Origin of the sequence: Bradyrhizobium nivariense (genome assembly GCF_029846695.2) — a bacterium.
Lineage (GTDB): Bacteria > Pseudomonadota > Alphaproteobacteria > Rhizobiales > Xanthobacteraceae > Bradyrhizobium.
In genome coordinates, this window is the sequence record NZ_JARWCR020000037.1 from 1 (window position 1) to 14,673 (window position 14,673).

Genomic DNA, 14,673 nt, shown 5'->3' on the forward strand with positions numbered 1-14,673 from the left:
TCTTCGGCAAGCTGAAGGAATTCAAACGCATAGCGATGCGATGTGACAAGACAGACGGCAGCTTCGCAGCGATGATCTACCTCGCCACCGCTGTCATCCATTCCAAGTGAATCTCAACAGACCCTAGTGCAACGTGTTGCGGACTGTTGCTTTCATGCCCCAGCTTCGTGAGCACCGGCCCGGCCCATACTGGCGTACCCCGTACAAATCCAGGCTCGTCGACACAGATGCGCGGCAATTGACGTCCCCATGTAAGCTGAAATGCGCGAGAGGACACGCCGCTCGGATCATCTCAGGAACCCAAGCGCGCGACACGCCGGCCGGCGCCGCTGCGGTTTTAACGGGCACAAACCCCTCCGGCGCCGCCCGGGGAGGACCTCAGGATGCCGACCAGCAATTCAACCTCTGCCCGGATGACCACCGGTACGATCATCCTCTCCACGATTCCTGTAGTCATTATTCCTGCTGCGGCCGATCAGCCGTTAAGGGTTGGTTTAGTTCCGAGCAGGATCATTGCGGAGCCACCAGGAATCCGATCATGCGATTGCACCAGGCGAGTACCTTGGAAAAGCTCGGGGCGACGATTGCTGAAGGCGCCAGCGAAGGCCGAACGCAGCCTGCGATGTTGGACCCCTGGGATTTCTCAAATCCCAGTCGAGATGAGGTTCTGGCGTTATTGAAGCCGGACGGTTATCGAAAGCGGACTACCTGGCTGGTCGCAGGCGCACTGGTTGCGGGCTTTGGATTAGGAGGGGCTGGCGGGCTAAGTTGGCACGGTGCTGCAACTAGCTCGGTCCTCAATGCTATCACTCAACCAGAAATGCCTTTGCGCCAAGTTGCCCAAACAAAGTCGGTCAAGACCGAAGGCGCCCGAAGGACGGAATCCACGTCACTTTTGCAAACACCGTCCACTGTAAATCAGGTCTCCGCAGGTCGAACGAGCACTTCCGCCAAGCCTCTGGCCAGATGGTCGGATGGGGCTCACTCAACGGACTCTTCAAGCACGACCTCTCCGGCTCTCCAAGCAGATGTGACTGTGACCGGCTCGATAGAGCCCAGAGCACCTCTTGCGCCCGCGCCAGACACAAGACCGACAACGATTGAGGGTTGGACCGTGCTTGATGTTCGAGGCGGGACGGCGGTTCTCGGTGGGCCGGATGGGGTTCGGATGGCAATGCGCGGCGACACAGTCCCCGGCATTGGGCGCATCGACTCTATCGTGCGTTGGGGCAACCGTTGGATAGTGGCGACGGATAGCGGATTGATCGCAACTCCATGAATGGCGCGCCGGGCTTTTCTTGCTGTATTCTACAGCGTATCCGGCATTTTGAGTTCGTGGCGAATCAACTCTTCCCCAAGCTGTCGTTCCGCTTCCAGATAGAACTCTCGATCACGCCCGTTAGGCATGCCTGCCTGCTCCCACAGGTGATATGCCCGGCGCTCAATGTCCTTTGGGGTTGGAGGACCTGCCATGTGCGTTACTCCCGATGAGACCAACCTGAGGCTGGCCACAATCCACGTTTCGGTTTGTTCGTTGTTCCATTGAACGCATTAGCCCGGCATTTCCGCCGGGCCGATCGCAAGTTCGTTTCAGGTGCTCGGCAACGGACCGATTTGAATCTATTCGCGGTGGTCAGTCGGTTCGGAACGCTGGATGCTTGCTCGCGCGGTTCGGCAGGTACTGTGTTGCTGATGGGCGACGCTTCTTAGATACGCCTAGACCCAGTGGTGGATTCTTCCTTGCTCCCCGGAACTGCGCGAGGTGCAGCAAGCCGTCTGTAAATCCAAATAGCGTTCGAAGCCGATGCGAAGGCAAACGAAAGCGGTTCCCACAGATGACCTGTGACTTTCCAAAAATGACAAAAATTAATTCTGGCCCATAATCATGATGACTCTATCGCAATAATAAAAAATAAGCTTGGGGAAAACAGGGAGGTCGGACATGGAAACAGCACGTCGCTTTCGCGCGATGGCATCGCTTTGTCGGCAGACTGCCGAGCGCAATCCTGACAGAAGTTGGAAGCTGCTCGCAGAGGCGGAGTTTTGGGAGCACCTGGCGGCTGCAGCTCAAGCGCACTGAAGGCCGCGCCATTCCGGCAATTCGCCTGCTCTCAGAAATGCCAAGCGAACTGCCATCGCTACGAGCACGACCGCGCATCCCCAATCCGCCAAGATCAGGACACGCACCATTTGGTGAAGGACGGACATGCGAAGCTCGGGGAAATGGTAGCGGGAGACCGCTACATGGCTAGACCCACTACGCACGACCATTGCGCTCATTGCACGGCGTGTTAGCGGCGGCGCCTTGATCCTCCGCCAGACCGCTTTTTTGCCCTAGACAGGGCAGCGCGGAAAGGCAGAGCGATGCAACGACGATGGCTGTCATACGAGGCCCAGCGGATGTTTGGATGCGCAGTGGGAGATGGGCGAGGTTCACTCGCCGCAGCTGAATTCAGACAATCGCTGCCGTGGATACTCGACGCCCGGGTGCCACCGAAGTGCCGCCTACCGCGCGACACACGACACAACGACCCGGCAGAAATTGAAGGCGAAACGTCCGTAGAGAAAACCGCTCCCTGGCTCCAGTGCGGCCAGGCGATACGAATTGCCGAGAGCGCGGACAATCTCGATCATTCCCATGAATTCATGGTGCGTCAGCGCCGGGTGAATGCCGAGTAGCAACAGCAACAGGGTGTGAATGCCGAAATTGCTCATGACGGGCCTGCCTTTGCGCGCGGCAGCGGCATGAATTGCGCGAGATAGGCGCTCCGCCATTGATACGGCGTATCGCCGACAAAGCGCTTGAACACCGTGGTGAAATGCGCCTGGGTCTGGAAGCCCACGGTCAAGGCGATATCGACCAGAGTGACTTCGGCCTGCTTGAGCAGCTCCTGGGCGCGCTCGATGCGGCGCCTCAGCAGATATTCGTGAGGCCGGTCACCGACGGCTGCGCGGAACTGTGCGGCGAAATGCATCCGGCTCAGGCCGGCGACCGCGGCCATGTCCTGAAGCGTGATCTTGGCGGCCAGATTCTTGTCGACATATTCCAGAACGCGCTTGAGGCGCCAGGTCTGCAGCGACCGCACGGTCCGGCAGGCCCCTTCCTCGTGAACGCCATCGGCCGGGTCGAGTGCGGCGGGTGCGCCGGACGCTTGCCGACTGAACGTCCGGGTGAGGATCGCAAGCCGCAGGGCGTCGGCCATGATCCCCGAATGGACATCGTGCGCGGCTTCTGTCGCCGCGAGCGCATCCGACAGGCGCCGCATGACCGGATCGGTGAATTCTCCTGCTGTAAACGCCCGCTCGCTGTCGGCAGGCGATCCCGCAAGGAGTTTTGCGGAGACCCTGAAGCCTGGTCCGCGAGCGGCAGATCGCTCGACGTCTGCCGCACGCGTCTCGACTGCCAGGGCGACGTCCAGATGGACGAAGGATAACATCGTTCCGTCTTCGCCGAAGCGGTCAGGAAGTTTCGACAGCCCGAGCCGATCGCGATCGATTTCCGAGATATCGATCGCGCGAACGTCATGATCCTTGATTGTCTGTGAGCGTGACATCTGCAGCGACATCGTCGAATCTCCTTGTCCCGTTTTCGATCCGGCATCGCCTGACCGGCTTGTCCGAATGTCATCGGAGCAGAGTAGTTCGGCGGTCCGCGCGATCCATTCTACGCGCGGGTGCATCGATAGGTTCTCGGGTTAACCGTGTCATACCTAGGTATGATCGCGGCATGTTCGCCGGGTAAGCGCGACGGTGCTGCGCTCACCGGCATCGCGGACGCGAATCGCGGCGTGCGGTGCCTGCGGTAAGTTGACGCGCTTTGCACAGATTCGCCGATGGAACCACACGAGCCGGCCGGTTTCTCCCGGGAATGCCGTCTGCCGGCACTTTCGCCGGATTGCGTGGCGCGCAGGTCTTCCACGAGAGCACGAAAATCACGCCGCGGGATGTTGTGAACGCGATCAAATCGCGGCATCAACGCCGCTGGTATGAGAAGAGCGACTGCCAGTGACGATGACGACTCATGATCGACCCACGGGTTCATCCATGAGCCGCGTCGGCTTGCGGTTCTGCTCCGCCATCCTCGCCGTCGCGGTCTTCCTGGTTGACGTGCTGACGCCGCTCGAGGGCGCGGTCGCCGTTCTCTATGTCGTGGCGATCCTGCTCGCGGCGAAGACCAACCGGCGCGACGACACCATCGTCGCCGCGGCCGGCTGCGTCGTCCTGACGATTATCGCCTATGTGCTGTCGCACGATCTGGAGAGCATCGCCTCGCCCGCCGTGCGCATGCTGATGAGCCTCGCGGCGATCGGGATCACGACCCTGCTGGCGCTGCAGAATCACGCGGCGACGAAGCGCCTCGCGGCCCAGGCGCGCCTGCTCAACCTCTCGCATGACATGATCTTCGTCAGGGATCGCGGCGGCGTGATCACCTTCTGGAACAAGACCGCCGAGCAGGCCTATGGCTGGTCGACCGACGAGGCGGTCGGACAGCTCGCCGACAAGCTTCTGCAAACCACCTATCCCGACCGGCGCGAAATCATCGAAGCCGGCCTGTTCGACACCGGCCGATGGGAAGGCTGCGTGCTGCAGCGGACCAAAGACGGCGCCGTGCTCACCGTCGATGCCCGATGGGCCTTGCAGCACGACCGTCTCGGCAAGCCCGTCGGGGTTCTCGAGACGCATACCGACGTCACCGACCGCGTGGCTGCGCACAGCGCATTGGTGCAGAGCGAGCGGCGATACCGCCGGATGTTCGACGCCAGCCGGATCGGCGTGGTCGAAGAGGACTGGAGAGAAGTCCGAATCGCGCTGCAATCGCTGGACACCGCGGGAGTCGGCCTGCGCGACCATCTGGCGCAACATCCCGATTTCGTCCGGAATGCCCGCCGGCTCGCCAAAATCACCGACGTCAATCCGGCCCTGCAAAAGATGGCAGGTGCAAACGGCGCCTCGGCCTTTATCGAGAATGTCGACCTGCTTCTCGGCGAGAACGACCGGAGTTTCCTCGGCGCATTGATCGCCTTTGCTGAAAGCGAGCCGTTCTACGAGGGTGAGACCGAGCTCGTCAGGCTCGACGGACGCAAGGTTCCCGTGCTGTTCACGATCACTTTCCCCTCCGGACCCGACGGCGATCGCAACGTGCTCGCTTTTGTCGTCGACATCACCGAGCGCAAGCAGGCGCAGGATGCACTGCTCGCGGCGCAGGCGGAGCTGGCCCATGCCGCGCGCGTCGCCACCCTCGGCGAGCTCACCGCCTCCATTGCCCACGAGGTCAACCAGCCGCTGGCGGCGATCGTCACCAGCGGCGAGGCCGGCCTGCGCTGGCTGCGGCGCGAGGTGCCCAATCTGGACGAGGTCGCGGCCGCGATTGTCCAGGTCGTCGCGGCGGGCCGCCGCGCCAGCGAGACCGTGGCTCGCATCCGGACCTTCCTGAAGAAGGCGCCCGCCCAGCAGGACAGTATCGATATCGCCGAGATCATCGAGGAAGCGGCCCTTCTGGTCGCGCGGGAGCTCGCCAAGGACGACGTCGTCCTCACCTTCGAGACCGAGCATGGCCTGCGGCCAATTCGCGGCGACCGGATCCAGCTTCAGCAAGTGCTCGTCAATCTGCTGGTCAATGCCGGCCAGGCCATGTCGGATCAGCCCGGTTCCCGCACCGTCAAGCTGCGCGCCAGCGCCGTCGACGGCGAGCGTCTCGCCATCACGGTAAAGGACAGCGGCCCCGGCATCCGGCCTGACGACATACCGCGCCTGTTTGATCCGTTCTTCACGACGAAACCCGGGGGAATGGGCATGGGACTTGCGATCTGCCGGACGACGGTGGAAGCTCACGGCGGCCAGTTGTCGGTCGAGAGCACGCCCGGCGCGGGGGCGACATTCCGCCTGACACTGCCATACGCCGAAGAACATCCCAGACCATGACACGACCAGACCAAATGCAGCCGCCTGCCCAATCCCTCAACTCGGTTGTCATCATCGTTGATGACGACGCCGGGATCCGCGCCTCGCTCGACAGCCTGTTCCGATCCGTCGGCCTCGAGACGCGTCTGTTCGCCTCGCCCGCCGAACTGCTCGGCGGCGCACTGCCGGACCGCCCAGGCTGCATCGTGCTGGACGTCCGCCTTCCCGGAGTGAGCGGGCTCGATTTGCAGGGCCAGCTCATCCGGCAGGGCATCAGACATCCCATCATCTTCATGACCGGCCATGGCGACATTCCGATGTCGGTGCGTGCCATGAAGGCCGGCGCGGTCGATTTCCTCGCCAAGCCGTTTCGCGACCAGGACATGCTCGATGCGGTCACGGCGGCACTCGAGCGCGACGCGCAGGACCGTGCCGAAGCCGCGACCAAGGAGGATATCCGCGCCCAATACGAGACTCTGACGGCGCGCGAGCGCGAGGTGATGGGCCATGTCACCGCCGGCCTGATGAACAAGCAGGTCGCGGCCCTGATCGGCCTCAGCGAGATCACGGTCAAGATCCACCGCGGCAACGTCATGCGCAAGATGGAGGTCCGGTCGCTGGCCGACCTTGTCCGCAAGGCCGAGGCGCTCGGGGTTTCCCAGCCCCGAAGGACTACGGACCACACCTGAGTATAATTCCGGCGGGACGGCACCGGGTGCATATAAGGCGTCATCGGCCGTGCAAAGGGAGATATCCTCCTTGCGGAACACCGCGGTCAGGATTGTGCGCTCATGGCCAAAACCCCGGTGATTGCGATCGTGGACGACGACGAAGGCGTTCGCACCTCGCTTGCGAGCCTCGTGCGTTCGGTCGGCTACGAGGCCCAGGCCTACGAATCCGGCCTGGATTTTCTGCTGCGGGCGCCGGGAGACGATCCGGCATGCATGATCGCCGACGTCCAGATGCCCGTCATCACCGGTGACGAGCTGCAGGCCCGGCTGATTGCCTCCGGCCGCCATTTCCCGATCATCTTCATGACGGCGTTTCCAAGCGAAACCGTGCGCCAGCGCGTGATGGCCGCAGGCGCGCAGTGCTATCTCGGAAAGCCCTCCAGCGGTGACGAGATCATTCGCTGGCTCGAAAGGGCGCTTTCAGGCCACGCGCCGTAGTCCGCAAGACGGCCCTCATCCCAACCGGACGTGCGACCGGAACCCCTCGCATCTGCAGAATCTAGTACCGGTTAAGCATCCTTAACGAGCCTTGGGGTGAGATCGCACCTATCGTTCGAGCATGGACCATTTGCATTCTGCCGCCGTCACGACGGCAGCAGAATCCAAGAGACGGGACGAGCAATGCTCACCGATATGCAAGCGGCCGGCGCGCAGTTGATCCGGCTTCGACATCGAAGACCGTGGCTCACGTGCTGCCCGCGGATTTCTCGCGAACCATGCGAAATGAGAAACAGAAGGGGTTCGTGAAATACTTTGGTTACGCGATCGGCGATGCTGTGCGTGTTAGGTGACCGAGACCCCCCAAGTCACCGCTCGAGCCTCTCTCCTCCCTGGGCATACGAGCATCTAGGGGCCGTCCTCCCCCGCGGACGGCCCCCTTTTTTCTGACAGTGCGGCGTGATCGACGGCAGCCTCTGTTCGGACCAGCCGGCGCTAGGCGCCGAGGTGACGCGCAATCCAGGCGCGGACACCCTGAAGACTCCTGAAATCATCCAGCGAGCGCGCCGGGAGTCGGGGGGCGATTTCCGCAGCCATTCCGCTCAGCGCGTGCCCCGGCCCGAGTTCGAGAAACCCCGTTGCGCCCGCTTCGACACAGGCCTGCAGACAATCTGCCCATTGCACGGCGTGCGAGATCTGCGCGGCAAGCTTGTCGAGGCCGGTCTCGGCCGAGACGACCGGAGCGGCATCTATCCCGCTTAGAATACGCACACCGGCTTTCGGCGGGAATATCGCCGATGCCTGGCGCAAGGTCTCACGAAACACGGCAGACGCCGCGGCAAGCCGTTTGGTGTGGGAAGCAACCTCAATCGGCAGCGTGACGATCCTTGCGGCGTGCATCGCCCGCGCGTCTTCGGCAATCCCGCTGAGCGCCTCACGGCCGCCGCCGATGACAAAGGCATCGCCGGGGTTGACGATGGCGATCGCCGCGCCGTGACGTTCGCAAAGGCGACCGACCTCGTCCCGGGAAGGACCGCGGACAAAAATCAGCCCGTCGCCGGCGCGCGTGGCCGCATCCATGGCCTCCGCGCGGCGCGCCACGAGATCGAGCGTGGCGGTCGCATCGAACAAGCCGCCGACACCCCAGGCCGCGACCTCGCCGACACTGTAGCCGGCGATGATGACGCTGCGCGGAATGACATCTGCGAGCGCACACGCCGCAGCGAGCGGCTGCAAGGTACAGAGAATCTGGCCGGCACGGTTGCGGTGCAGGGCCTCATCAGGTTCGACGCGGACGAAATCGCGCGGATCCCTGCCACCGAACAATGTCGTCGCATGCGCAAACAGCTGCGCGGCTTCCGGCGCGTCGCCCGTGAGAGCGAACATGTCCCGATGCTGGCCGCCTTGTCCCGAGCACAGGATCGCAAGCGTCATGGTCGCGGCCTAATGGGGAAAGAGCATTGCGATCGCAATCGCCAGGGTCACGACACTGAATGCCGTACTCGCAATGACCATGGATCCCGCCCTTGCGGAATCCAGCCGGTAGTTGACCGCGAACAAAATTCCGAAGAAGCCGGAGGGTATAGCGGCGAGCAGAATGGCCGTCTTCGCCGCATCGGGCGCGACCGGAATGACGCGAATGACCGCAACAGCCAGCAGCGGGCGGACGATGTCCGAGGCCACGGTTGCAGCGACGATCTTCCAGTCCAGCCGAAACGACTGCGCCGACAGAATGGCGCCGGTGAGGAACAGGGCGACGCCGGCAGCCGAACTTCCAATCAGCGCGAGGCTCGCATGGGCCAGCGCGTCGAGGCTCACATCCGACAACGAGAACAGGATGCCAAGCGCGGGCGCGAGCACCACCGGCTTGGTGATCGCACGCCGGATCGCCGTCAGGACCTGCCGTGCCGCCATTTCCTCGCCACGCGCCTTGGCAGCGCCCATTTCCGCCATGATCAGGGTCAGCGGACTGATGAGGATCGAGCCCGCCGCCAACGCGACAGCAACCGGGACGGTGCCGGTTGGCCCCACCACTGACGTCATGATCGGAAGGCCCACGCCGGCCAGATTCGGAAAGCCGATCGTCAATGCCTGTAACGACGCCTCCGACCGGGAGACCTTAGAGAACCTGCGTGCAGCAAGATACCAGGCGAGATAGAGCAGCAGCATCGTCACACCGAGCACCAGGAACAGCGGGACCTGCTCGATCATCTCGCGGCGCGACGCCGAGGCGGTCGCGGCAAACAGCGAGGCCGGCAACGCAAAATCCATCACGAGCGCATTGAGAGCATCGACATGGAGATTGTCGACGACATGAAACCTGCCGGCTGCGTATCCCAACAGCAGAACGAAGAAGACCGGCACCAGCGCCATCAGGATGACGTTCGACGTCATGGGCTCAGCCTCTCATGGGCGTCGACGAACAGCGTCATGGCGAGCAGGTCAGCCGATCCACCCGGGCTGAGACGACGGACGACGAAGCTTTCGTGGATCGATTGCGCGCGCGGACGCCAGCCGGGCGCGCGGACGCCGCCGGCATCGATGAAGCTCCGCGCCGCGACATGCGCAAAGCACAGGCCGTCGAGCCCGCCGCGATGCAGCAGGTTGGTGTCTTCGACGGATGCGATCAGGGCAAAGCACGCCTCGACCCGGGCGGCTTCCATATTCTCCGGCAGGCCAGGCACGGCCCTGCGCAAGGCCGGCAAGCCGATTCCGTAGACGCTGGGAAATCCCCTCGCGGCCTCGATACGCGCACCGCCCGCGCGAAAACGGCGGCGGGCCACGCTGCCATGGCTATGCAGCAACACCGGACCGTCGAGGATGCTGTCGCCCCACAGGCGCGCCACGACATCGCCGAGCGGAAGCACGGGATCGACCAACCCGCCGGCTTTTGCGCCGGCCGCTGCGCACAGCAGGCCGAGCCCGAAGATCGCGCCACGATGCGTGTTGGTCCCCGACGTCGCAGCGAACATGGCGCGCTCCGCCTCGAGGCCGATGATCCGCAGCCGTCCCATGCCGCAGCCAAGCGCGCCTGCGTCGGCCAGCCGTTGCAGATAGGGCCTGATGGCCGCAGCACTGCGACGAAACGTGCGCGCATCCATGTCGTCGTGACTGCCATTGTCGACATGGCTCACCAGGCCCGGCTTCGGCCAGGTTTCGAGCTCCTTGACGAGGCAATCGGCGGCGACGGCGCCGATGGCAGAGACATCGGGCGCCGTCTGCGCCCGGCGCAGGGATGGCCGTTCCACGCCTCTTGCGGCCGTGGTGATCATGATCCCATCGCTCCCAAAATGAATTGATGCCTGCCGAGCAGGACGACACGCTCGATGCTCTTGACCAGAAGCTCGCTTGCGCCACCGTGGAATTCGCGCCAGTTGACCGCGGCGCCGTCGGCCCCCATCAGCTCGCCGTCGAGCCGCATCGGCGCGCCGGTCTCGATTGCGGCGACGCCGGCGACGAAACGATCGACGTCGGTTTCGCGGCGAAACTCGAACAGGACATCGAGATCGGAATGGTCGGTCACATAGTCGAGCCCGGTCAGCGACTGCCAGGCCAGGCTGCCGAAGACACGCACGTCCACCGCATGGCGAAGCGCCAACGCGTCGAGCCGGTCGAGCGCTGGCCACCAGTTGTGCGGCGCGTAAGCCCGCGCCTGTTGCAGCGACGGCGGCCTTATAACCGAGGCGACGTGGTCGATATCAACCAGAAAGGAGATCCGCTTCTTGCCGGCCGAAGGCGGCAAGGGCAGGCCCAACGCGAGGCCGGTCGCCTCGTATGGCAAAGCGCGCCGCCTGATCGTCGGCCATCTCATTTGAGGCCAGCGCGCGACAAGGGAATCGGTCGCAAGATCGCCGCGCGCATCCAGCATCGCGCGCCAGCCTGCGGGGCTGACGAAGACGAGGTCGTGACGACGGGGTGGCCGTTCAGCGGATTTGCAGGGCGAGGTCACGAACGCGCTCCGCGATATCGGCGGCCTTCAGCCGGCCACCGCGCTCCTTGCCAAGCGCACCCCGTCGATCCTGCACAGCCGGCATGTCGCCGAGCAGCGCCTCCAGTTGCTCGGCGAGCGAGAAAGCATCGCTCCATGTCATGTGAACGGCGCCCATCTGCTCGAGATTGGACAGACCCGGGGCGAAGACGGGCGTCGACTTCGCCTTCTCCTCCAGAGCTGCCATCGACAATTTGGTGACCTTCGCCATCGACGGCAGGTCCATCACCGCGGGTTCGGCGCCGGGCAATCCGACCAGCACACGGGTTGCAAGGCCCGTTGCAAGCAGGGCCCCCGCAGCCGAGTGGCCGTAGAGAAGACCGATCGTCGGGCGGCCGTGCATGTCCGCGTGGATCAGCACCTTCGCCAGATGCGCGAGGAACTCGTTCAGCCCGAGCAGTTCGTCACGCTTGCTCATGCGCTGGCTGTCGCTGTCGACGAGGACCAGAATCGGTCCGCTTCCCTTGTCGATCGAATCCAGCAAATGCCCGGAAAGCCTGATCGCTTCGTCGACCCCCAGCGCAGTCCGATTCGCGATGCCGATGACAAGTACCTTGCCACCAGAGCGCAGCATCGCCGGACCGGCAATGATGCCATCGTCGTGCCTGATCTCATGGCCGCCAGGAAACAGCGAGGCGAGAATGTCATCGAGCGTCACGGCTGGTCCTCCCGATCCTGTTGGCAAGCGCAATGAATTGGTCGGCCGGCAATTCCGGCAACGTTGCCGCATGCGCGACGCCTTCCGCTGTCCAGATGTCGACCGCATCCTCGCAGGCGCCGAAACGGCGCAATCTGTCGGCAAGCCGCTCATGCTCCGCCTTCAACTTGTCGAGGCCGAAAGTTCCGACCGGACCCAGCAGTTCGAGCAACTCGAGCGCAGCCTCGCGGAAATCCTGAACGGTGTCGTCGGCGAAAACGTCGGCGGCGCCGAGCAGCCTCCGGTGCTTGCCGCCCATGGTGCGCCAGACCAAAGCGCGGTCTCGGGAATCGAATTCCTCGACGCCGCGATTGGTCTCGATGACTTCGGGGCCGGAGACCGCGATGCGCCCGGGTTCCGAGACGGCGAGCGCGGAGCAACAGCCCGCGATCAGGCCGCCGCCGCCATAGCAGCCGGAGCGACCGCCGATCAGGCCGATGACCTTCACGCCTGCGGCGCGTGCCTCGATCATTGCGCGCATGATCTCGGCGATGGCGAGCTCGCCGGCATTTGCCTCCTGCAACCGGACGCCGCCGGTGTCGAACAGGATCAGGACGGGGATCGAGCCGATCCGGCGCGCGGCGTGGAGCAGTCCGGTCAGCTTGGCGCCGTGCACCTCGCCAAAGGCACCGCCCATGAAGCGGCCCTCCTGCGCGGCGACGAACACCGGTGCCCCCTCGAGGCGGCCATGGCCGACGATGATGCCGTCATCATATTGCTCGGGAAGATCGAAAGTCTTCAGATGCGGACTGACCTCGCGCGCTTCCGGGCCGATGAACTCGACAAGACTGCCGCCATCAAGCAATAGCGCCAGCCGCGTGCGCGCCGAAGCCTCGTTGAAGCTGGTGTTGCGGGCCCGCTCGGCCTGAACGATATCCTTGATCGGGGCGATCATTGGCCGTTCTCCGCGATCGATCGCACCGCCTGCGCCAGCCGGAGCGAGACCGTGTCGGGACGCGCACCACCATCATTGATCGAGAACTTCAGTCCGCCAGGCGAATAGCGCTCGACAAAATCGCCGATCACGGCGCTCCATATCTCGCCGAAGCCCATCGCCGCGGTCCTGATATCGACGACGCATTCCGCATCCGGCAAAACGCGCTCCACCAGCACTTCCAGATTGCCCGAGGCCACCACGCCGACAATTGCGTTCTGCCTGGTGCCGCCTGCACGCCCGCGAACCCGATGTTGAAAGCTGAGATCTTCCATGGCCCGTCCTCACCAGTTCCTGAATTTCGATGGCGGCGCATAGAGCCCGCCCGACCAGCGCACGAGATCCTTGATCGAGCGCGCCGCCAGCAGGCTGCGATCCGCGTCAAGCGGGTTGATGCCGAGATCCTCCGCCCGGCGGATCACGCCGCGTTCCCGCAGATGCGCGACCATGTTGCGATCGCGCCTGCGACCGACATCGGTGTAGCCGGCGACGCCGCGGATCGCCTGCTCGCGCTCCTGCGCTGTGCGGCACAGCAAGAGGTTGGCCACGCCTTCCTCGGTGACGATGTGCGTGACGTCGTCGCCATAGATCATGACCGGCGCGAGCTCGAGATTCAGCTTCTCGGCGAGCTCGATCGCATCGAGCTTCTCGACGAACAGCGGCACGTTCCTGTCGCCGAAAGTCTCGCCGATCTGCACCACCAGCTTGCGGCCGCGGCGTAGCGGCGCCGGACTGTCGGGATCGGCCTCCGCTCCGGCCTTCAGCCAGGACTCGCTCGGATGACGCCGCCCGCGGGCGTCCGCTCCCATATTCGGGGCACCACCGAAACCCGCGATGCGCGAGGTGGTGACGGTTGACGAATTTCCCTGCAGATCGATCTGCAGCGTAGAGCCGATGAACATGTCGCAGGCATAGAGCCCGGCGGTCTGGCAGAGGGCGCGGTTGGAGCGCAACGAGCCGTCGGGACCGGTGAAGTAGACATCGGATCTGGCCCGGATGTAGTCATCCATGCCGACCTCCGAACCGAACGAGTGGATCTGCCGCACCCAGCCGGACTCGATGGCGGGAATGAGCGCGGGATGCGGGTTCAGCGCGAAGTGGGTCGCGATCCTGCCCTTCAGGCCCAGCCTCTCGCCGAATGTCGGCAGCAGGAGCTCGATCGCGGCCGTGCTGAAGCCGATGCCGTGATTGAGCCGTTGCACGCCATAGGGTGCATAGACACCCTTGATCGCCAGCATCGCTGTCAGGATCTGGCCTTCCGTGATCGCGGCCGGATCGCGTGTGAACAGCGGCTCGACGAAGAACGGCTTGTCAGCCTTGACGATGAAGTGGACACGGTCCGCCGGGATGTCCACCCGCGGAACGGTCTCAACGATCTCGTTGACCTGGGCGATCACGACGCCGTCCTTGAACGCCGTCGCCTCGACCACGGTCGGAGTGTCCTCGGTGTTTGGGCCGGTGTAGAGATTTCCCTCGCGATCGGCGCTGACAGCGGCGATCAGCGCGACATGCGGCGTGAGGTCGATGAAGTAGCGGGCGAACAGCTCAAGATAGGTATGGACCGCGCCCAGCTCGATCTTGCCGCCGAACAGCATACGCGCGATGCGCGCCGATTGCGGCCCGGAATAGGCATAATCGAGCCGCTTCGCGACGCCGCGGTCGAACAGGTCCAGATGTTCGGGCAGAACGACTCCCGACTGCACCATGTGCAGATCGTTGACCTTGGAGAGATCGACAGCCAGCAGCGCGCGGCTCAGCAGATCCGCCTGCTTCTGGTTATCGCCCTCCAGGCAAACCCGGTCGCCCGGCCGGATCACGGCCTCCAGCAGGCGCGTGACGTCGTGTGCTTCAACGACCTTGCCGCGGGCAAGGCCGGCTCCCGCCGCAATGCGCGCATCACGCACCGCGCGATTGTTCTGCCAGCTCGTCATGACTGTCATTCCTTCGCAAGACTGGCGCCGCACCGATGCGTCAGCGCTTCCTC

The 14,673-nt window shown here is 64.0% G+C and carries 14 protein-coding genes; 3 read left to right on the forward strand and 11 right to left on the reverse strand.

Annotated features, from left to right (window positions below):
• Nucleotides 1-1,308 precede the first annotated feature (1,308 nt).
• The 3 genes from QCM77_RS26430 to QCM77_RS26440 all read right to left on the reverse strand — a co-directional run bounded on the left by QCM77_RS26430 (nucleotide 1,309) and on the right by QCM77_RS26440 (nucleotide 3,566).
• Complete coding sequence (locus QCM77_RS26430; RefSeq protein WP_279685529.1) at nucleotides 1,309-1,473, reverse strand: DUF2934 domain-containing protein; 165 nt, start codon at nucleotides 1,471-1,473, stop codon at nucleotides 1,309-1,311.
• A 1,032-nt stretch (nucleotides 1,474-2,505) separates the two neighbouring features.
• Entirely contained in the window at nucleotides 2,506-2,715 is a 210-nt protein-coding gene (locus QCM77_RS26435; RefSeq protein WP_279685531.1) for a hypothetical protein, read from the reverse strand.
• Nucleotides 2,712-3,566, reverse strand: coding sequence for an AraC family transcriptional regulator (locus tag QCM77_RS26440; RefSeq protein ID WP_279685533.1), 855 nt, complete (start codon nucleotides 3,564-3,566; stop codon nucleotides 2,712-2,714). The genes QCM77_RS26435 and QCM77_RS26440 overlap by 4 nt, the downstream gene beginning before the upstream one ends.
• A gap of 478 nt (nucleotides 3,567-4,044) precedes the next feature.
• Here QCM77_RS26440 and QCM77_RS26445 point away from each other — a divergent pair, with 478 nt between their 5' ends.
• From QCM77_RS26445 to QCM77_RS26455, 3 genes are all read left to right on the forward strand, one after another.
• A complete protein-coding gene (locus QCM77_RS26445; RefSeq protein ID WP_279685534.1) occupies nucleotides 4,045-5,922 on the forward strand; it encodes a PAS domain-containing sensor histidine kinase in 1,878 nt (625 codons plus the stop codon).
• The gene (locus tag QCM77_RS26450) at nucleotides 5,919-6,590 is read left to right on the forward strand and encodes a response regulator transcription factor (RefSeq protein WP_279659327.1); all 672 of its coding nucleotides are present in this window, start codon (nucleotides 5,919-5,921) and stop codon (nucleotides 6,588-6,590) included. Before QCM77_RS26445 ends, QCM77_RS26450 begins: the two co-directional genes overlap by 4 nt.
• A 102-nt stretch (nucleotides 6,591-6,692) precedes the next feature.
• Nucleotides 6,693-7,070, forward strand: a complete 378-nt coding sequence (locus QCM77_RS26455; RefSeq protein ID WP_279659326.1) for a response regulator transcription factor — start codon at nucleotides 6,693-6,695, stop codon at nucleotides 7,068-7,070.
• Nucleotides 7,071-7,565: 495 nt separating this feature from the next.
• On the opposite strand, the gene QCM77_RS26460 is transcribed toward QCM77_RS26455, so the two are convergent.
• From QCM77_RS26460 to mdcA, 8 genes are read right to left on the reverse strand one after another with little or no spacing between them, the layout of a single operon-like run.
• Nucleotides 7,566-8,504 (reverse strand): acyltransferase domain-containing protein, encoded by a 939-nt coding sequence (locus QCM77_RS26460; protein ID WP_279685535.1) that lies wholly within the window; start codon nucleotides 8,502-8,504, stop codon nucleotides 7,566-7,568.
• 9 nt (nucleotides 8,505-8,513) lie between these two features.
• On the reverse strand, nucleotides 8,514-9,464 hold the full coding sequence (locus tag QCM77_RS26465) for an AEC family transporter (RefSeq protein WP_279685536.1): 951 nt from the start codon (nucleotides 9,462-9,464) through the stop codon (nucleotides 8,514-8,516).
• Nucleotides 9,461-10,342: a triphosphoribosyl-dephospho-CoA synthase MdcB gene (gene mdcB / locus QCM77_RS26470; RefSeq protein WP_279685538.1), complete on the reverse strand. Its 882-nt coding sequence runs from the start codon at nucleotides 10,340-10,342 to the stop codon at nucleotides 9,461-9,463. Before mdcB ends, QCM77_RS26465 begins: the two co-directional genes overlap by 4 nt.
• Nucleotides 10,339-11,019: a malonate decarboxylase holo-[acyl-carrier-protein] synthase gene (gene mdcG, locus QCM77_RS26475; protein ID WP_279685539.1), complete on the reverse strand. Its 681-nt coding sequence runs from the start codon at nucleotides 11,017-11,019 to the stop codon at nucleotides 10,339-10,341. Before mdcG ends, mdcB begins: the two co-directional genes overlap by 4 nt.
• Nucleotides 10,994-11,716, reverse strand: coding sequence for a biotin-independent malonate decarboxylase subunit gamma (mdcE, locus tag QCM77_RS26480; RefSeq protein WP_279685540.1), 723 nt, complete (start codon nucleotides 11,714-11,716; stop codon nucleotides 10,994-10,996). The genes mdcG and mdcE overlap by 26 nt, the downstream gene beginning before the upstream one ends.
• The gene (locus QCM77_RS26485) at nucleotides 11,703-12,650 is read right to left on the reverse strand and encodes a biotin-independent malonate decarboxylase subunit beta (protein WP_279685541.1); all 948 of its coding nucleotides are present in this window, start codon (nucleotides 12,648-12,650) and stop codon (nucleotides 11,703-11,705) included. Before QCM77_RS26485 ends, mdcE begins: the two co-directional genes overlap by 14 nt.
• Entirely contained in the window at nucleotides 12,647-12,964 is a 318-nt protein-coding gene (gene mdcC / locus QCM77_RS26490; protein WP_279685543.1) for a malonate decarboxylase acyl carrier protein, read from the reverse strand. The genes QCM77_RS26485 and mdcC overlap by 4 nt, the downstream gene beginning before the upstream one ends.
• A 9-nt stretch (nucleotides 12,965-12,973) precedes the next feature.
• Nucleotides 12,974-14,620: a malonate decarboxylase subunit alpha gene (gene mdcA / locus QCM77_RS26495; RefSeq protein ID WP_279685544.1), complete on the reverse strand. Its 1,647-nt coding sequence runs from the start codon at nucleotides 14,618-14,620 to the stop codon at nucleotides 12,974-12,976.
• Nucleotides 14,621-14,673 lie beyond the last annotated feature (53 nt).